Here is a 17673-nt window from a genome sequence, read left to right on the forward strand (position 1 = left end):
CGTCACAGTCCCCCTCGCGCCGCCCGCGACACCTCGGCGGCGACGCCGTGTTCGATCACCCGGTCGGCGAAATCGTCGCCGGGACACCGGCCCTGTTCGACGAGGTCGACCAGCCGCTGCATCGCGTCGCCGACTTCGGCCGGCGCCCTTTCGGCCGCGATGGCCACGCACGCGTTGGCGGCCGCGTAGAGCCGCCGGTCACGCAGCCCGAGCCGGGCCGCGATGTCCCAGGCGGTGGCCACCGGTGCGACGGCCTCGGCCGCGGCGTCGGCCGCGGTCGGGTCGTCGAGCAGCGCCACCAGGGTGAACACCACCGCGGGCCACAACGCGTCCGGGACGCTGTCCAGGTAGCGGATTTCCAGCCACTGCCGGGGGCGGACCGGCGGGAACAAGGTCGTCAGGTGGTATTCGAGATCGGCGACGCTGGGGCGGCGATTACCGAGCAATACCCGGCCGTCGACCCAGTCGGCAAAGGGCACCCACTGCGTGACCGCCTCGGCGCCCGGCGTGTGCACCAGCATCACCGGGGCCTTGAGCGCGTAGCGCCCCCAGTCGGTGCCCGGGTCATCGCCGCTGGCGCCCAGGATGGGTCCGCAGCGCGCGGAATCCATCTGCCCCCACACCCGCTGCCGGCTGGAGACCCAGCCGGTGAAGTCGCCGCCCAGCATCGGCGAGTTGGCCGTGATCGCAATCATGGTGGGCCCCAAGGCATGCGCCAGCCGAACCCGAGCCGCCCAGCCCTCGCGCGGCCCGGCGTCGACGTTGACCTGGATCGATGCGGTGGACGTCATCATCGCCGCGCCCGCTTCCCCGGAGCGGCTGGTGGCGAAGAACCTTTCCATGGCGCGGTAGCGGGCGCCGGGGTTGATGCGCTGGGGGGGTCGCAGCGGGTCGGCGCCGAGGAAGACCAGGCCCAGGCCGGCCTCGGCAAACGCCGGCTGGAGCACGGCCTGGTCCCGTCGCATGGCCTCGATCGCGGGCAGGACGCCGTCGGCCGGCGGCCCGGAGAGTTCGACCGCGCCACCGGGTTCCACGGTGATCCTGCTGCCGCCCGGCAGGGCGGGGAGCCCGTCGAGCACCGCGGCGATTTCGTCCCAGCCGGGCCTGCGGTGCGGGGCGGCCGGGTCGTGGCAGTGGGCCTCGAGTTCCAGACCCACCCGTCCCAGCGGGGCGTCCACCAGGCAGCCGTCGGCGATGTATTGCGCGACGGCCGTGGAGTCGGTGAGCTCGGCGATTTTCAGCTCCGGGGCGGGGTCGGCGCCGGTCGACCGCGGAGCCGCCGCAGTGATCGGGGCGAACGTCATATCACGATCCCTTCGGGCCCGGCGAAGGCTGAACACGCACCTGCGGACCGCTTCCCTGCGCAGCTAATCGAACGATATCCGGCACTACTTCGTCTAGTGCTTCATCTATCAGACGCCCCCGACATATTCCCCTCCCGCGCTGATGGCCAGACGGCAAGGACGGATACCCGATCGCTGCGCTACTGACCCAGCGCGTTCTGCATCGCCCCAGCTAGCACGTTCACGGCGGGCCCGGCGTTGCCGGACTGACACACTTTCGCCTGCAGCAACACGTTTTCGCGCAGCCTGGTTTGATCGAAGCAGCGCCGATCGGTGCCCGCCTCCTGCTTGGTCCAGTTCTCGTCGGCGGGCCCGGCCGGCCCGCCGTCGAAGGACCACACCTGCGTGCTGCCGTTGTCCAGGTGTATCGCGGTCGTCTGACCCGAACAGCCGACCGTTCGATCCACCACCCGATGAAATGCCCGGGCCGCGGCGTCCGGGGTGGCGAACACCCCGACCGCCTGCTTGACCAGGTGCGTTTGATCATTCGCCGACGTCTGCGTGACGGCCCCGTTGAACGACGCCAGATCGGGATCGTCGTAGACCTCGGACAGCCCGATGTCCGCCCAGTTGTTGCACTCCGGGAGGTCCACCCAGGGGCCCTGTCCGGGCTGGGTGAACACCGACTCCCAGCCCATGGGTCCGCCGACGATGTTGCCGACCGACCCCTTGCCCAGGACGGCGTAGTTCACCACGCCCGGCTCCGACGGGTGCGCGGCGGCGACTGCGGGCGCGACGGTGCCCGCCACCGCGAACCCGACGGTGAGTACGGCGCGGTGCACCTGCGTGGCCCGCATGGTCATGAGGCGATCATGCCAAACGCCACGACGTTCGGTCAGCCCCCGTCAAGCGCCGACCTTGTGCGCCAAGCGTTTCGCGACCGCGTCAGGGGCGCGGCGCCGGCGAGCCGGGAGCCGGGCTGACGGCCGTCGGCTGACCGGGTCCGCTGATGCCGGGGCCGGAGACGGGACCGCCGGGCCCGCCCGGGCCGCCCGGGGGCATCGGAACGATCAAACCGGGGCCGCCGGGACCGGGCCCCCAGGGCCCATTGTCGGGCCCGGGACCACCGGGGCCGCCGTACCACGATCCGGGACCACCGGGACCGGGTCCCCAGGGGCCATTGCCCGGCCCGGGGCCGGGTCCCCACGGCCCGTTGCCCGGGCCGGGGCCGCCCGGGTGAAACATGCCGTGGTGATGGTGGCAGTGGTAGTGGTGCTTCCAAATGAAGGCGCCGACGAAGAACACCGAGGAGAGGATGAACACGATGCCCGCGACGATCACCACCCAGGCTGCCGCCGTGTAGAGCCGCGGCGGCTTGACCCGCGGCGGCGGTGGCGGCGCGGGCGGAGTGGTCGCGGCGGCGGGGGTCGGCTCGGCTTGCGGTTCGGGTGTCTCGCTCATGCCATGCCATATTGCCCCGCACGCGATGTCCGGAACAGGCCCCGGCGGCAAATTGCCTGGAATCGAGACGTGGCCCGACGCTCGATGAGAGCGCCGGGCCACGAGTGGGTTGGGGGTTTTAGTTGGTCAGCACAATGACGCTGGGGGCCTGCCCCGGCGCTGCGTGCGAGGCCGCCGCGGAGTGGAAGATCGACGCCGGGAGCTGTCCCGGGGCCATGCCGCTGGGCCGCACGGGCGACGGACTGGCGGGCGCGGTGGTCGCGCCCGGGCCCGTGGGTGCGCCCGGGCCGCCCTGGGTGCCGCCGCCCGGTCCACCGGGCCCGCCGGGGCCGCGGTGATGCAGCATCGCGTGGTGGTGGTGCTTGTGGTGGTGATGGCCGTGATGGCCGCCGCGGTGGCCGAGGATGAAGCCGGTGAAGAAGATGACCGCGACGATGAACACGATCCCGGCGACGATGGCGACCCACGCGGCGAGTTGGAAGACCCGCGGGGCCCGATAGGCCGCTGCAGCGGCGGCCGGTGCAGTTGCGGTGGAGGTCCGCACGGTGGGGGTTTCAGGTGTTTCACTCATGAGACAAATGATGAAGCCGTTAACAGTAGTGGCGGCTATGCGCTACTTATGTAGGAGCTGTGAACCATCGCCGCCGCTCAGCGGGCGAAGCGCCTACTCGGGCTTGAACGGATTGACCGCGAACTGGATGACCCGGTACGGCGCGGCCACTCGCGCGCGGGTGTCCCACTGGCTCACGAAGATTCGCAGCTCGTCCAGCGTGGAACCGGGCGAGATGTAGCCGCCGTACGGTTGCGCGAGCCGGTTGTCGTACGGCGGCGGCAGGCTTTCCGCGGGCTCCGGCCACTCGTCGTGCTGCACCACCGTGGTGACCGGCGCGTCACCCAGCGCCGTCGGGTCGTCGGCCACCCGGACCTCCATGTTGCCCGTGACGGCATTGAAGTAGGACAACACGGCCTTGCCGTCGATCTGCCTGATGCACATCTCGCCCACCGCGTCCGGCCACAGCGGTGTCGGCGGCTTGCCCCACCCCCCGCTCGCGCCGGCCGCCCAGCCCTGCCAGCGGGACCGGTCGGTGAACGTTTGCGGTGTGGCGCGATACAGGACCACGGGGTCCCGACGGGTGAAGCTGTCGGCCACGATGTACACCCACCCGCTCGGCGATTCCGGGGTCGGGATCGGGTCGTAATACCCGCTGATCTGCGTCTGCGAGCCGCCTTGATACGAGGCGGGCCGCTTCGAACCCGGGATCGTCTGCCAGCCCGCGCGCGCCGGTTCGGCGGTCACCAGCCGGGAGCTCTGCGGCTCCAGGTCCTTCGTCGTCGTCACCATCAGGTAGTTGCGCCGGTTGATCTGCACCACCCCGGCGGGCAGTTGCGAGGAATCCGGCGGAGCGGGGTCGGCCAGCAGCGGGTGGGCGATCCCGGTGACGCCGGTGTAGCGCACCCCGGCCGGGTCGTCGACCGACGCGGTGTCGACGCGCAGCGCGACGGGCGCATACCAGCCGCCGAACCCGACGCCCTGGCCGGCGAAGCTGTCGCCGCAGACCTGCAGCAGTTCGGTGGGGAATTCGACGAATTCACACAGGTCGGTCGCGCCGATGCCGTAATCGCCTGTGGGAGTTCCGGTTCCGGCGGTCGGACCGATCCGCAGCACCTGACCGGGCGCCAGCGGCTGCAGGATCGGTTCCGGGGCGGGCGCCGGCGGATCGGCATGCGCGGCCCAAAACCATTGCGGCGCAAGCAAAGATGCCACAAGTAGCGAGAACCGCGTCGCGGAACTCACTCGCGGATTCACAACTCGGCGGCGAGTAACTCGGCGATCTGGATGGTGTTCAGCGCCGCCCCCTTGCGCAGGTTGTCTCCCGAGACGAACAGGGCCAGGCCGCGGCCGTCGGGCACCCCCGGATCCCGCCGGATCCTGCCGACGAGGGATTCGTCGGCGCCGGCGGCCGCCAACGGGGTCGGCACGTCGACCACCTTGACGCCGGGCGCGCCGTCGAGCAGCTCGCGGGCACGCTGCGGCGACAGCGGCCGCGCGAACTCGGCGTTGATCGACAGCGAGTGCCCGGTGAACACCGGCACCCGCACGCAGGTGCCGCTGACCGCCAGGTCGGGGATGCCGAGGATCTTGCGGCTCTCGTGGCGCAGCTTCTGGTCCTCGTCGGTCTCGCCGGACCCGTCGTCCACCAACGATCCGGCCAGCGGCACGACGTTGAAGGCGATGGGCGCCACGTAGGTCTTGGGCGCCGGGAACTGCACGGCGCCGCCGTCCTGCACCAGCTGCTCGGCGTCGTCGACGACCGCGCGGGCCTGCGTGGACAGCTCCTGGACTCCGGCGATCCCGCTGCCGGAGACCGCCTGATAGCTCGACACCACCAGCCGTTGCAGGCCGGCCTCGTCGTGCAGCACCTTCAGCACCGGCATCGCGGCCATGGTCGTGCAGTTCGGGTTGGCGATGATGCCCTTCGGACGGTTGGCGGCATCGCGGGCGAAGTTCACCTCGGAGACCACCAGCGGCACGTCGGGGTCCTTGCGCCAGGCCGACGAGTTGTCGATCACCGTCACCCCGGCCGCGGCGAACCGCGGCGCCTGCACCAGCGACATCGTCTTGCCGGCGGAGAACAACGCGATGTCCAGCCCGCTGGGGTCGGCCGTCGCGGCGTCTTCGACCTCGATCTCCTGGCCGCGGAACTCCAACTTGCGGCCCTGCGAGCGCGCCGACGCGAAGAACCGCACCGACGTCGCGGGGAAGTCCCGCTCGTCGAGCAACCTGCGCATCACCTGGCCGACCTGGCCGGTGGCGCCCACCACACCGATGGCAACCATCTATCTGCCCGTCCCCGCATACACCGTCGCCGACTCCTCGCCGCCGAGCCCGAACGCCTCGTGCAACGCCACGACGGCCTTGTCCAGTTCCGTGTCGCGGCACAGCACCGAGATGCGGATCTCGGAGGTGGAGATCAGCTCGATGTTGACGCCCACCTCGGCCAGGGACTCGCAGAAGGTGGCGGTGACCCCGGGGTGGCTGCGCATGCCCGCCCCGATCAGCGACACCTTGCCGACGTGGTCGTCGTAGAGCAGCTGGCTGAACCCGATCTCGTCCTTGAGCGCGTCGAGCTTGGCCACCGCGGTGGGCCCGCTGTCGCGCGAGCAGGTGAAGGTGATGTCGGTCTTGCCGTCCTCGACCTTGGAGACGTTCTGCAACACCATGTCGATGTTCACGTCGGCGTCGGCGAGCGCCCGGAAGACGCGGGCGGCATATCCGGGGATGTCGGGGATGCCGACGACGGTCACCTTGGCCTCGCTGCGGTCGTGCGCGACTCCGGTCAGGATGGGGTCTTCCATGGCTATGTCCTTGATCGATCCGACGACGACGGTGCCTGGGTTTTCCGAATACGAGGATCGGACGTGCACCGGAATGTTGTAGCGGCGCGCGTATTCCACGCAGCGCAGCATCAAAACCTTGGCGCCGCAAGCCGCCATCTCGAGCATTTCTTCGAAGGTGACCGTGTCCAGCTTGCGGGCGTTGTGCACGATCCTGGGGTCGGCGCTGAAGATGCCGTCGACGTCGGTGTAGATCTCGCAGACGTCGGCGCGCAGCGCCGCGGCCAGCGCCACCGCGGTGGTGTCCGAGCCGCCGCGGCCCAGCGTGGTGACGTCCCGGGTGTCCTGGCTGACGCCCTGGAACCCGGCCACCAGCACGACGCGTCCCTCGTCGAGCGCGGCCTGCAGCCGCCCCGGCGTGACGTCGATGATCTTGGCGTTGCCGTGGGTACCGGTGGTGATCACGCCGGCCTGCGAACCCGTGAACGAGCGGGCCTGCGCACCGAGCGATTCGATGGCCATCGCGACCAGGGCATTGGAGATGCGCTCACCGGCGGTCAGCAGCATGTCGAGTTCGCGCGGCGGCGGGGCTGGGCACACCTGCTGGGCCAGGTCCATCAGGTCGTCGGTGGTATCACCCATGGCGGAGACGACGACGACGACGTCGTTGCCCTGCTTCTTGGTAGCGACGATGCGCTCGGCCACGCGCCGGATCCGATCGGCGTTCGCCACTGAGGATCCGCCGTACTTCTGCACGACGAGCGCCACGTTTTTCCCTGCCTCTCCGGCCCTGGGCACTGCAATTTCGGGGATAAGTCCACAACAGAATACGTGCCGCCGCATGGTGATTTACGTCGCGATACCCGGTCGCCCGGAGCGCGGATTCGCTGCGGTCTCGGCGCCATTTTTACCAACGCGCTAAAAGCGGTAAAGTGCAGGACGTGCAGCGGGTGCTCCTCCTCGGACGCCGCGACGGGGTCTGATCCAGACCGGCTTCCCGTCACGGGTGTTCGCGATGCGCCGGTCTGAGGTTCCTTCTGATATCCCCGGAGCAATTACCGTGACTTCCAATTCCGACGCATTCAGCTCGACACGCAGCATCGTCAAACCCGCGGGCCCGCCGGGGCCCGGGCAGCCCGCATGGAACCCCCAGCGCGGCTCGTCGATGCCGGTCAGCCGGTACCGGCCCTTCGCCGAAGAGGTCGAGCCGATCCGGCTCGCCGATCGCACCTGGCCCGACCGGGTCATCACCAGCGCGCCGCTGTGGTGCGCGGTGGACCTGCGCGACGGCAACCAGGCGCTGATCGACCCGATGAGCCCGGCCCGCAAGCGCCGCATGTTCGATCTGCTGGTCCGCATGGGCTACAAGGAGATCGAGGTCGGGTTCCCGTCGGCCAGCCAAACCGACTTCGACTTCGTCCGCGAGATCATCACCGACGGCGCCATCCCCGACGACGTCACCATCCAGGTGCTGACCCAGTGCCGGCCGGAACTGATCGAGCGCACGTTCGAGGCGTGCCAGGGCGCGCCGCAGGCCATCGTGCACTTCTACAACTCGACGTCAATCCTGCAGCGCCGCGTCGTATTTCGCGCCGAGAAGGCCGCGGTGCAAGACATCGCGACCGCGGGCGCCCGCAAGTGCGTCGAGGAGGCCGCCAAGTACCCGGGCACGCGGTGGCGGTTCGAGTATTCGCCGGAGTCCTACACCGGAACCGAGCTGGAGTACGCCAAGCAGGTGTGCGACGCCGTCGGCGAAATCATCGGGCCCACACCGGAAAACCCGATCATCTTCAACCTGCCCGCCACCGTGGAGATGGCCACCCCGAACGTCTACGCCGATTCGATCGAGTGGATGAGCCGCAACCTGGCCAACCGGGAATCGGTCATCCTGAGCCTGCATCCTCACAACGACCGCGGAACCGCCGTTGCCGCAGCGGAATTGGGCTACCAGGCGGGTGCCGACCGGATCGAGGGCTGCCTGTTCGGCAACGGTGAGCGCACCGGCAACGTCTGCCTGGTGACGCTGGGGCTGAACCTGTTCTCGCGCGGCGTGGACCCGCAGATCGACTTCTCCAACATCGACGAGATCCGCCGCACGGTGGAGTACTGCAACCAGCTGCCGGTCCACGAGCGCCACCCCTACGGCGGTGACCTGGTCTACACCGCGTTCTCCGGTAGCCACCAGGACGCCATCAACAAGGGCCTGGACCAGATGAAGGTCGACGCGGATGCCGCGGACACCGACGTCGAGGACATGCTCTGGCAGGTGCCGTATCTGCCGATCGACCCCAAGGATGTCGGGCGCACCTACGAGGCGGTGATCCGGGTCAACTCGCAGTCCGGCAAGGGCGGGGTGGCCTACATCATGAAGGCCGATCACGGCCTGGCCCTGCCGCGGCGGCTGCAGATCGAGTTCTCCCAGGTGGTGCAGAAGATCACCGACGGCGAGGGCGGCGAGGTCTCGCCGAAGGAGATGTGGGACGCGTTCTCCGAGGAGTATCTGGCCCCGGTGTGGCCGCTGGAGCGGGTGAAGCAGCGGGTCGACGCTTCGGAGGAGGACAGCGGCGTCACCAGCATCGCCGCGACCGTCAAGATCAACGGGGTGGAGACCGAGATCAGTGGGTCCGGCAACGGCCCGCTGGCCGCGTTCGTCCACGCGCTGGGCGATGTCGGATTCGACGTGGCCGTGCTGGATTACTCCGAGCACGCGATGAGTTCCGGTGACGACGCGCAGGCCGCGGCCTACGTGGAGGCGTCGGTGTCGATCGCGAGCGCGGCGGAGCCGGGCGAAGCGGGTCGGCACCCATCGGATCCGGTGTCGATCGCGAGCGCGGCGGAGCCGGGCGAAGCGGGTCGGCACCCATCAGGCCCGGTGTCGATCGCGAGCGCGGCGGAGCCGGGCGAAGCGGGTCGGCACCCATCGGGTCCGGTGGGCGCTCGCACGGTGTGGGGTGTCGGCATCGCGCCGTCGATCACCACAGCGTCGCTGCGTGCGGTCGTGTCGGCGGTCAACCGCGCGGCTCGCGCCTGATCAGACTCGCGCCTGATCAGAAGAGCGCGAGCTGCGGGTCGGAGTTGGTGGTGTCGGCGAATTCATCCATGCTGGTGCCGCCGATGACGGCTCGGACGCAGTCCATGAAGGTCGCGTCGGAGATCACCGGCACCCCCAACTTCCGGGCCAGATAGCCCTTGCCCTGCTCGGGCGCGGGGTCGTTGCAGACCACCAGCGAGGTCTCCCGGTCGACGGCCTCGCTGTAGGCCAGACCGGCGTGCAGGATCCGCTCGACGAGTTCCTCGTGGGTGCGGCCGACCTCGGCGGCCAGCGCCACCCGCATGCCCTGGACGAGGGGCCGCCCGCCCACGTAGGGGCCGGGGTTGAGATACGGGCAGGGCATCCGGGAGGCCAGCACCTTCAGCGGCCGCAGCTCGTCGTGGGTCACCCGGCCGTTCGGCCAGCGGCGCCGGGTCACCGGATGCACCGGCAGCCAGACGTCGCCGTCGCGGGCCAGCTTGAGCGCCGAGGCCAGCACTCCGGTCAGCACCATGGCGTCGTCGAAGGCGTCGTGGGGGCGCTCCTGGGTCACGCTCCAATGCGCCGCCAGCGTCTCCAGCCGCAGGTTGTCGACGCCGAGGTCCAGCCGCCGGGCCAGCTCGACCGTGCACATCACCGAGTCGACGGGAAGTTCGATGTCGGCGAGTTCGGCCTCGGCCGCAAGAAAGGCGTAGTCGAACGCCACGTTGTGGGCCACCAGCGTGCGGCCGCGCAGCACGTCGATCACGTCTGGAGCGATGTCGGCGAACTGCGGTTGGTCTTCCAGCATGGCGGCGGTCAGACCGTGCACGTGAGTGGGCCCCGGATCGACGCCGGGGTTGAGCAGGCTCACCACCGACTGTTCGACCTCGCCGTCGGCGTCCAGACCGAGCACCGCGAGGCTGATGATCCGCGCCTGACCTGGCCGGAAACCCGAGGTTTCGACGTCGATCACGGCCCAGCCCGCGTCCGGCTCGCTGGCAGGCCGCCCCCAGCACACCGCGCTCATGCACTGAGGATGGCACGGCCGACCGACATCATCGGTGTCACGCGGCGCCGTGTCGGGTGGGAAATCGGTGCGGGAATCCAACGCGGGCCGCACACATTTAAACTTCCCGGGTGGTCACCACCCGCGCCCGCCTGGCCCTCGCCGCGGGAGCGAGCGCGCGCTGGGCGTCGCGGGTGACCGGCCGCGGGGCCGGCGCGATGATCGGCGGGCTGATCGCGATGACGCTGGACCGCTCGGTTCTCCGGCAGCTCGCCGCCGGGCGGCGCACGGTCGTCGTTACCGGCACCAACGGCAAATCGACCACCACCCGGATGACGTCGGCCGCGCTGGCGACGCTGGGCCCGGTCGCCACCAACGCCGAGGGCGCCAACATGGACGCCGGCCTGGTGGCGGCGCTGGCCGCCAACCGGCAGGCGTCCCTGGCCGCGCTGGAAGTCGACGAAATGCACGTCCCCCACGTTTCCGACGCCGTCGAGCCCAGCGTCGTCGTGCTGCTCAACCTGTCGCGCGACCAGCTGGACCGGGTCGGCGAGATCAACGTCATCGAACGAACCCTGCGCGCGGGCCTGGCCCGACACCCGAACGCGGTGGTGGTGGCCAACTGCGACGACGTGCTGATGACGTCGGCCGCCTACGACAGCCCCAACGTGGTGTGGGTGGCCGCCGGGGGTTCGTGGTCGAACGACTCGGTGAGCTGCCCGCGCAGCGGCGAGGTCATCGTCCGCGAGCGCGGCCACTGGTTCTCCACCGGCGCCGACTTCAAGCGGCCCAGCCCGCAGTGGTGGTTCGACGATCACACGCTGCACGGCCCGGACGGGTTGTCCCTGCCGATGCGGTTGACGCTGCCGGGCGCGGTGAACCGGGGCAACGCCGCCCAGGCCGTGGCCGCCGCGGTCGCCCTGGGCGCGGATCCGGCGGCGGCGGTCGCGGCCGTCTCGTCCGTCGACGAGGTCGCGGGGCGCTACCGGACCGTCCGCGTCGGCGAGCACGAGGTGCGGATGCTGCTGGCCAAGAATCCGGCAGGCTGGCAGGAGGCGCTGTCGATGGTGGACAAGCGCGCCGCCGGGGTCGTCATCTCCGTCAACGGCCAGGTGCCTGACGGGGAGGACCTGTCGTGGTTGTGGGACGTGCGTTTCGAACACTTCGAGCAGACGGAAGTCGTGGCCGCCGGCGAGCGCGGCACCGACCTCGCGGTGCGCCTCGGCTACGCGGGGGTCGAGCACACCTTGGTGCACGACACCGTCGCCGCGATCGCGTCGTGCCCACCCGGGCGGGTTGAGGTTGTCGCCAATTACACCGCGTTCCTCCAGCTGCAACGAGCGTTGGCGCGCCGTGGCTGACTCGACGGTGCGGATCGGGCTGGTCCTGCCCGACGTGATGGGCACCTACGGCGACGGCGGCAACGCCCTGGTGTTGCGCCAGCGGCTACTGCTGCGCGGCATCCCCGCCGAGATCGTCGAGATCACCCTGGCCGACCCGGTGCCGGAGTCGTTGGACCTCTACACGCTGGGCGGGGCCGAGGATTATGCGCAACGGCTGGCCACCCGTCACCTGATCAAGCACCCGGGCCTGCAGCGCGCCGCGGAACGCGGCGCGCCGGTGCTGGCGATCTGCGCGGCCGTCCAGGTGCTCGGGCACTGGTACGAGACCTCGGCCGGGGAACGCGTGGACGGCGTGGGCATGCTGGACGCGACGACGTCGCCGCAAGCGGCGCGCACCATCGGCGAGCTGGCGACCAGGCCGCTGTTGGCGGGCCTGACCGAGCGCCTCACCGGGTTCGAGAACCACCGCGGGGGCACCGTGCTGGGCCCGTCGGCGTCGCCGCTGGGCGCGGTGGTCAAGGGCGCCGGCAACCGGTCCGGGGACGGATTCGACGGCGCGGTGCAGGGCAGCGTGATCGCGACGTACATGCACGGGCCGTGCCTGGCCCGCAACCCGCAGCTGGCCGACCTGCTGCTGGGTTCGGTGGTCGGTGAGCTGCCGCCGCTGCCGATGCCGGAAGTGGACCTGCTGCGCCGCGAGCGGTTAGCGGCGCGCTAGGGGGTTGCCGAGATGACGAAGATCCGCCCGAGACTGGCCGCCGGTGCCGCACTGGTCGCCGCGTTCGTCGCGTCGTCGGCGCCGTCGCACGCCAGCCCGGAAGTGCTCAACGGCCGGTACAACGTGCTCTACGCGGACAACGACAAGCCGACCGCCTGGCTGTTCGTCCCGTGCGGGTCGGACTGCACCCTGGCGACCTCCCAGGATGGCGGGACGTTCGTCATCAGCTGGGAGTTCCACCTCGCCGACGGGCGGTGGACGCACAGCGGCACGTCCCAGGCGCCGTGCCCGAACGGCGCGTCCGCTCCGGTGACCGTCAACTACAGCTTCGACGCCGTGTCGCTCGCCGGCGAGGGCCAGCAGACGACGACGGACGCGTGCGGCCCGGAGGTGGGCAGGACCTTTACCAGGTCGTTCCAATTGAGCAAGGCCTGACGAACGTCAGACCATGGCCCGGCGGCCGGCCAGCGCGCGGCCGAGCGTCAGCTCGTCGGCGAACTCCAGGTCACCGCCCATCGGCAGCCCGGAGGCGATCCGCGTCACGGTCAGGCCGGGGATGTCACGCAGCATCCGCACCAGGTAGGTGGCCGTCGCCTCGCCCTCGGTGTTCGGGTCGGTGGCGATGATCACCTCGGTGATGTCGACGTCGTCGACCCGCTCCCCGATCCGGCTCAGCAGCTCGCGGATCCGCAGCTGGTCGGGCCCCACCCCGGACAGCGGATCGAGCGCCCCGCCCAGCACGTGATAGCGGCCGCGGAATTCGCGGGTGCGCTCGACGGCCTGCACGTCCTTCGGTTCCTCGACGACGCAAACCTGCGACCCGTCCCGCCGCGGATCGGCGCAGATCCGGCACCGCTCGTTGTCGGAGACGTTGCCGCACACCGCACAGAACCGCACGCCGTCGCGCACCTTGGCCAGCACCGCGGTCAGCCGGTCGATGTCCGGCGGCTCAACCGACAGCAGGTGGAAGGCGATGCGCTGGGCGCTCTTGGGCCCGATACCGGGCAGCTTGCCCAGCTCGTCGATCAAATCCTGAACGGGTCCTTCGAACATGTCAGGGCGGGATCTAAATCCCCGGCGCCGGCGCGGGCGGTTGCCCCGGCGGCGGCCCGAACCCACCGGCCAGCGACCCGAGCCGCTCCTGCGCCATCCGGGTGACCTGCTTGGACGCGTCGGCCATGGCGCCGACGATCAAGTCCTGCAGGGTCTCGACGTCCGACGGGTCGACGACGGAGGGATCGATCTTCACGGCGACCACCTCGCCGCTGCCCTTGACGACGACGCTGACCAAACCCCCACCGGCTTGACCATGCACCTCAGCGTTCGCCAGCTGCTGCTGGGCCTCCATGAGCTTTTGCTGCATCTGCTGCGCCTGGGCCAGCAGCGCCGACATATCGCCTCCGGGTTGCATGACAGTCCCCTCGCATCTTGGTCTCGACTTGATTTCGCTCGTGAGTCTCCGGCGATTCGGAACACCCAGCGTAAACCGCGCGCCGTTACCTTTGCGCCGTGGACCTACGACTGAGCAGACGTGTCGGGATCAAATTGGCGGTCGGCGCGCTCGTTGCCGCCTCGACGGCGACCACCCCGGCCGCGTGGGGGGTTCCCTCCAACATCGCCGGCATGGTGGTTTTCATCGATCCGGGTCACAACGGCTCCAATGACGCGTCGATCAGCCGGCAGGTGCCCACCGGCCGCGGCGGCACCAAGGACTGCCAGGCCAGCGGGACGGCGTCCGCCGCCGGCTATCAGGAGCACACCTTCACCTGGGACACCGCGCTGCGGGTCCGCGCCGAGTTGACCGCGCTGGGAGTGCGGACCGCCCTGGCACGCGCCAACGACACCGGGCTGGGGCCGTGCGTCGACGAGCGCGCCAGCATGGCCAACGCGCTGCACCCCAACGCGATCCTGTCCATCCACGCCGACGGCGGCCCGCCGTCCGGGCGCGGGTTCCACGTCAACTATTCGGCGCCGCCGCTCAACCAGGCGCAGGCCGGGCCCTCGGTGCAGTACGCCCGCATCATGCGCGACCAGATGCAGGCGTCGGGCATCCCGCCGGCCAACTACATCGGGCAGAACGGGCTGTACGGACGCTCGGACCTCGCCGGCCTGAACCTCGCGCAGTACCCGTCGGTTCTGGTCGAGTGCGGCAACATGAAGAACCCCGCGGACTCGGCGCTGATGCAGTCCGCGGAAGGCCGGCAGAAATACGCCGACGCGATGGTCCGCGGCGTCGCGGGTTTCCTGGCCTCGCAGGGCCAGGCGCGCTGATCGCCCGCCCGGCGCTAGCCTTCGAGTTCCTTCTTCAGGTTGGCCAGCACCTCGCCCTGAATCCTCTTCAGCCCCAAGGGCGCAAAGGTCTTTTCGAAGAAGCCCTTGACGCCGCCCGCGCCGGTCCAGGTGGTCTTCACGGTGACGCTGGAGCCCGGCCCGGCGGGCGCCACCGTCCAGTTGATCACCATGGTCGAGTTGGCGTCCTTCTCGATGACGGTGTGCCCGGCCACGTCCACGTTGACCTGCACGTCGCGGACGCGTGATTTGGTGGCCTGCAGCCTCCACTTGGCGACCGTGCCCGCCCCCTGCCCGCCCTGCAGCACCTGGTAGTCGCTGTACTGCGGCGAGAGAATTTTCGGACGCACCGTCTGATAATCCGCGACGGCGGCCAGGGTCGCCGCAGGCTCGGCATTGATCAAGATGGTGCTGTCGGCGCTCACCTGTCCCAAGGCGACCCCTCCTCGTGATGAATTCCCCGGCGCCGCCGCTCGCGGCGGATGCACGGGCTGTTGTCGAAGACTAGGGTATATGTGGTGCCTGTCCTTGGATCTGCACTCTCGGCCCACAAGTCGGGCGTTGACCGGCTGCTGGCAAGCTATCGATCCATTCCCGCAACGTCCGCGGTCCGGCTGGCCAAACCGACGTCAAACCTGTTCCGCGCCCGCACCAAACGTGACGCGCCCGGCTTGGACACCTCGGGGCTGACCGGCGTCCTGAGCGTGGATCCCGAAACCCGCACCGCGGACGTCGCCGGCATGTGCACCTACGCGGACCTGGTGGCCGCAACGCTGCCCTACGGCCTGTCGCCGCTGGTCGTCCCGCAGCTGAAGACCATCACCCTCGGCGGGGCGGTCAGCGGCCTGGGGATCGAGTCGGCGTCGTTTCGCAACGGGCTGCCGCACGAATCGGTGCTGGAGATGGATATCCTCACCGGCGCTGGCGATTTGCTCACCGCATCACGTACCCAGCACCCGGACCTGTTCCGCGCCTTCCCGAATTCCTATGGGACACTGGGGTATTCGACCCGGCTTCGGATCGAGCTGGAACCCGTCGCACCGTTCGTCGCGCTGCGCCACATCCGCTTCCGCTCGCTGCCCGCGCTGATCGCCGCGGCCGAACGCATCGTCGACACCGGCGGGCAGGGCGGAACCCCGGTCGACTACCTCGACGGGGTGGTCTTCAGCGCCGACGAAAGCTACCTGTGCGTGGGCCGGCGGACCACCACCCCCGGCCCGGTCAGCGACTACACCGGCAAGGACATCTACTACCAGTCCATCCGGCACGACGCCCCGGGCCTGGAGGCGACCAAGGATGACCGGCTGACCATGCACGACTACTTCTGGCGCTGGGACACCGATTGGTTCTGGTGCTCGCGCGCGTTCGGCGTGCAGGACCCGCGGGTGCGACGCTTCTGGCCGCGCCGTTATCGGCGCAGCAGCTTCTACTGGAAGCTGATTTCCCTGGACCGGCGCTTCGGGATCTCCGACCGCATCGAGGCGCGCAACGGGCGGCCCCCACGCGAACGGGTGGTGCAAGACATCGAGATTCCAATCGAACGGACCTGCGACTTCCTGGAGTGGTTCCTGGACAACGTGCCAATCACGCCGATCTGGTTGTGCCCGTTGCGCCTTCGCGACCGCGACGGCTGGCCGTTGTACCCGATGCGGCCGGATCACACGTACGTCAACGTCGGCTTCTGGTCGTCGGTGCCGGGGGGCGCGACCGAGGGCGCCGCCAACCGGATGATCGAAGAAAAGGTGAGCGAACTCGACGGGCACAAGTCCCTGTACTCCGATTCCTTCTACTCCCGCGAGGACTTCGACGAGCTGTACGGCGGCGAGACCTACAACACCGTCAAGAAAACCTACGACCCCGATTCTCGTTTACTCGACCTCTACGCAAAGGCGGTGCAACGGCGATGACGACTACCAAGGAACCCCACCGCACGTCGCACGGGAAACTGAGCATGGCCGAGATCCTGGAGGTCTTCGCCGCCACCGGCCGACATCCGCTGAAGTTCACCGCCTACGACGGCAGCATCGCCGGCAACGAGGACGCCGAACTGGGCCTGGACCTTCGCAGCCCCCGCGGCGCCACCTATCTGGCGACCGCCCCCGGCGAACTCGGCCTCGCCCGCGCCTACGTGTCGGGCGACCTGCAGGCCTACGGCGTCCATCCCGGCGACCCGTACCAACTGCTCAAGACGCTCACCGATCGGGTGGAATTCAAGCGGCCCCCGGTGCGGGTGCTGGCCAACGTCGTGCGGTCGCTGGGGTTCGAGCGGTTGCTGCCGGTCGCGCCGCCCCCGCAGGAGGCGCTGCCCCGGTGGCGGCGCATCGCCGACGGGCTGATGCACACGAGGACCCGCGACGCCGAGGCCATCCACCACCACTACGACGTGTCCAACACCTTCTACGAATTGGTGTTGGGGCCGTCGATGACCTACACCTGCGCGGTGTATCCCGATGCCGACGCGACACTCGAACAGGCGCAGGAGAACAAGTACCGGCTGATCTTCGAGAAGCTGCGGCTGAAGGCGGGCGACCGGCTGCTCGACGTCGGCTGCGGCTGGGGCGGCATGGTGCGCTACGCGGCCCGGCGCGGCGTCCGGGCCACCGGCGCCACCCTGTCGGCCGAACAGGCGAAGTGGGCGCAGAAGGCGATCGCCGAGGAAGGCCTTGCGGACCTGGCCGAGGTGCGCCACACCGACTATCGGGACGTGGGCGAGGCGGCGTTCGACGCCGTGTCCTCGATCGGGCTGACCGAGCACATCGGCGTCAAGAATTACCCCGCCTACTTCGGCTTCTTGAAGTCGAAGCTGCGCACCGGCGGCCTGCTGCTCAATCACTGCATCACCCGCCACGACAACACGTCGACGTCGTTCGCGGGCGGATTCACCGATCGCTATGTCTTCCCGGACGGGGAGCTGACCGGCTCGGGCCGCATCACCTGCGACGTCCAGGACTGCGGCTTCGAGGTGCTGCACGCGGAGAACTTCCGCCACCACTACGCGATGACGCTGCGCGACTGGTGCCGCAATCTGGTCGAGAACTGGGACGCCGCGGTCAGCGAGGTCGGCCTACCGACCGCGAAGGTCTGGGGCCTGTACATGGCGGCGTCACGGGTTGCGTTCGAGCAGAACAACCTTCAGCTGCATCACGTGCTGGCGGCCAAGACCGACGCGCGGGGCGACGACGACCTGCCGCTGCGGCCGTGGTGGACGGCCTGACGGTCTGACG

General features: G+C 69.7%; 18 protein-coding genes. 7 read left to right on the top strand and 11 right to left on the bottom strand.

Annotation, left to right across the window (positions count from 1 at the left end; translation table 11 throughout):
- Positions 1–2: 2 nt before the first annotated feature.
- From egtA to QGN31_RS23750, 7 genes are all read right to left on the bottom strand, one after another.
- The gene (gene egtA, locus QGN31_RS23720) at positions 3–1304 is read right to left on the bottom strand and encodes an ergothioneine biosynthesis glutamate--cysteine ligase EgtA (protein ID WP_008263269.1); all 1302 of its coding nucleotides are present in this window, start codon (positions 1302–1304) and stop codon (positions 3–5) included.
- 179 nt (positions 1305–1483) lie between these two features.
- Positions 1484–2146 carry a sensor domain-containing protein gene (locus QGN31_RS23725; RefSeq protein WP_008263267.1) on the bottom strand — a complete coding sequence of 221 codons (663 nt, stop codon included), beginning with the start codon at positions 2144–2146 and terminating at the stop codon, positions 1484–1486.
- Positions 2147–2228: 82 nt separating this feature from the next.
- Complete coding sequence (locus QGN31_RS23730) at positions 2229–2744, bottom strand: hypothetical protein (protein ID WP_008263266.1); 516 nt, start codon at positions 2742–2744, stop codon at positions 2229–2231.
- 118 nt (positions 2745–2862) lie between these two features.
- A complete protein-coding gene (locus tag QGN31_RS23735; RefSeq protein ID WP_008263265.1) occupies positions 2863–3288 on the bottom strand; it encodes a hypothetical protein in 426 nt (141 codons plus the stop codon).
- Positions 3289–3408: 120 nt separating this feature from the next.
- Positions 3409–4539, bottom strand: coding sequence for a DUF4185 domain-containing protein (locus QGN31_RS23740; protein ID WP_036429778.1), 1131 nt, complete (start codon positions 4537–4539; stop codon positions 3409–3411).
- 8 nt (positions 4540–4547) lie between these two features.
- Positions 4548–5582 carry an aspartate-semialdehyde dehydrogenase gene (locus QGN31_RS23745; protein ID WP_014383687.1) on the bottom strand — a complete coding sequence of 345 codons (1035 nt, stop codon included), beginning with the start codon at positions 5580–5582 and terminating at the stop codon, positions 4548–4550.
- On the bottom strand, positions 5583–6848 hold the full coding sequence (locus QGN31_RS23750) for an aspartate kinase (protein WP_008263260.1): 1266 nt from the start codon (positions 6846–6848) through the stop codon (positions 5583–5585). It abuts the gene before it with no gap.
- Between the two features lie 247 nt (positions 6849–7095).
- Here QGN31_RS23750 and leuA point away from each other — a divergent pair, with 247 nt between their 5' ends.
- The gene (gene leuA / locus QGN31_RS23755) at positions 7096–9111 is read left to right on the top strand and encodes a 2-isopropylmalate synthase (RefSeq protein ID WP_043955581.1); all 2016 of its coding nucleotides are present in this window, start codon (positions 7096–7098) and stop codon (positions 9109–9111) included.
- A 16-nt stretch (positions 9112–9127) separates the two neighbouring features.
- On the opposite strand, the gene QGN31_RS23760 is transcribed toward leuA, so the two are convergent.
- Positions 9128–10120 (bottom strand): DEDDh family exonuclease, encoded by a 993-nt coding sequence (locus QGN31_RS23760; protein WP_008263256.1) that lies wholly within the window; start codon positions 10118–10120, stop codon positions 9128–9130.
- Positions 10121–10230: 110 nt separating this feature from the next.
- Between QGN31_RS23760 and QGN31_RS23765 the strand changes: the two genes are divergently transcribed.
- The 3 genes from QGN31_RS23765 to QGN31_RS23775 are packed head-to-tail and all read left to right on the top strand — an operon-like array spanning position 10231 to position 12595.
- Positions 10231–11460 carry a Mur ligase family protein gene (locus QGN31_RS23765; protein ID WP_009952031.1) on the top strand — a complete coding sequence of 410 codons (1230 nt, stop codon included), beginning with the start codon at positions 10231–10233 and terminating at the stop codon, positions 11458–11460.
- Positions 11461–11497: 37 nt separating this feature from the next.
- A complete protein-coding gene (locus QGN31_RS23770) occupies positions 11498–12160 on the top strand; it encodes a type 1 glutamine amidotransferase (RefSeq protein ID WP_231119542.1) in 663 nt (220 codons plus the stop codon).
- A gap of 12 nt (positions 12161–12172) precedes the next feature.
- Entirely contained in the window at positions 12173–12595 is a 423-nt protein-coding gene (locus tag QGN31_RS23775; RefSeq protein WP_009952028.1) for a hypothetical protein, read from the top strand.
- A 6-nt stretch (positions 12596–12601) separates the two neighbouring features.
- On the opposite strand, the gene recR is transcribed toward QGN31_RS23775, so the two are convergent.
- Positions 12602–13213, bottom strand: a complete 612-nt coding sequence (gene recR, locus QGN31_RS23780) for a recombination mediator RecR (RefSeq protein ID WP_008263246.1) — start codon at positions 13211–13213, stop codon at positions 12602–12604.
- A gap of 13 nt (positions 13214–13226) precedes the next feature.
- Positions 13227–13571 (bottom strand): YbaB/EbfC family nucleoid-associated protein, encoded by a 345-nt coding sequence (locus QGN31_RS23785; protein WP_026071056.1) that lies wholly within the window; start codon positions 13569–13571, stop codon positions 13227–13229.
- A gap of 98 nt (positions 13572–13669) precedes the next feature.
- Between QGN31_RS23785 and QGN31_RS23790 the strand changes: the two genes are divergently transcribed.
- Positions 13670–14431: an Rv3717 family N-acetylmuramoyl-L-alanine amidase gene (locus QGN31_RS23790; protein ID WP_201409376.1), complete on the top strand. Its 762-nt coding sequence runs from the start codon at positions 13670–13672 to the stop codon at positions 14429–14431.
- 14 nt (positions 14432–14445) lie between these two features.
- Here QGN31_RS23790 and QGN31_RS23795 read toward each other — a convergent pair whose 3' ends face one another.
- Positions 14446–14883 (bottom strand): SRPBCC family protein, encoded by a 438-nt coding sequence (locus QGN31_RS23795; RefSeq protein ID WP_026071057.1) that lies wholly within the window; start codon positions 14881–14883, stop codon positions 14446–14448.
- Positions 14884–14964: 81 nt separating this feature from the next.
- Here QGN31_RS23795 and QGN31_RS23800 point away from each other — a divergent pair, with 81 nt between their 5' ends.
- A complete protein-coding gene (locus QGN31_RS23800) occupies positions 14965–16356 on the top strand; it encodes an FAD-binding oxidoreductase (RefSeq protein ID WP_193375530.1) in 1392 nt (463 codons plus the stop codon).
- A complete protein-coding gene (locus QGN31_RS23805) occupies positions 16353–17663 on the top strand; it encodes a class I SAM-dependent methyltransferase (protein ID WP_020188345.1) in 1311 nt (436 codons plus the stop codon). Before QGN31_RS23800 ends, QGN31_RS23805 begins: the two co-directional genes overlap by 4 nt.
- Positions 17664–17673 lie beyond the last annotated feature (10 nt).

This window comes from Mycobacterium sp. 2-64 (assembly GCF_035918375.1).
Lineage (GTDB): Bacteria > Actinomycetota > Actinomycetes > Mycobacteriales > Mycobacteriaceae > Mycobacterium > Mycobacterium intracellulare.

Bases quoted from the DNA above. Each gene is read 5' to 3' on its own strand.
- egtA (WP_008263269.1), bottom strand. From the start codon at position 1,304: ATGACGTTCGCCCCGATCACTGCGGCGGCTCCGCGGTCGACCGGCGCC.
- QGN31_RS23725 (WP_008263267.1), bottom strand. From the start codon at position 2,146: ATGACCATGCGGGCCACGCAGGTGCACCGCGCCGTACTCACCGTCGGG.
- QGN31_RS23730 (WP_008263266.1), bottom strand. From the start codon at position 2,744: ATGAGCGAGACACCCGAACCGCAAGCCGAGCCGACCCCCGCCGCCGCG.
- QGN31_RS23745 (WP_014383687.1), bottom strand. From the start codon at position 5,582: ATGGTTGCCATCGGTGTGGTGGGCGCCACCGGCCAGGTCGGCCAGGTG.
- leuA (WP_043955581.1), top strand. From the start codon at position 7,096: ATGCGCCGGTCTGAGGTTCCTTCTGATATCCCCGGAGCAATTACCGTG.
- QGN31_RS23760 (WP_008263256.1), bottom strand. From the start codon at position 10,120: ATGAGCGCGGTGTGCTGGGGGCGGCCTGCCAGCGAGCCGGACGCGGGC.
- QGN31_RS23770 (WP_231119542.1), top strand. From the start codon at position 11,498: ATGGGCACCTACGGCGACGGCGGCAACGCCCTGGTGTTGCGCCAGCGG.
- QGN31_RS23775 (WP_009952028.1), top strand. From the start codon at position 12,173: ATGACGAAGATCCGCCCGAGACTGGCCGCCGGTGCCGCACTGGTCGCC.
- recR (WP_008263246.1), bottom strand. From the start codon at position 13,213: ATGTTCGAAGGACCCGTTCAGGATTTGATCGACGAGCTGGGCAAGCTG.
- QGN31_RS23785 (WP_026071056.1), bottom strand. From the start codon at position 13,571: ATGCAACCCGGAGGCGATATGTCGGCGCTGCTGGCCCAGGCGCAGCAG.
- QGN31_RS23805 (WP_020188345.1), top strand. From the start codon at position 16,353: ATGACGACTACCAAGGAACCCCACCGCACGTCGCACGGGAAACTGAGC.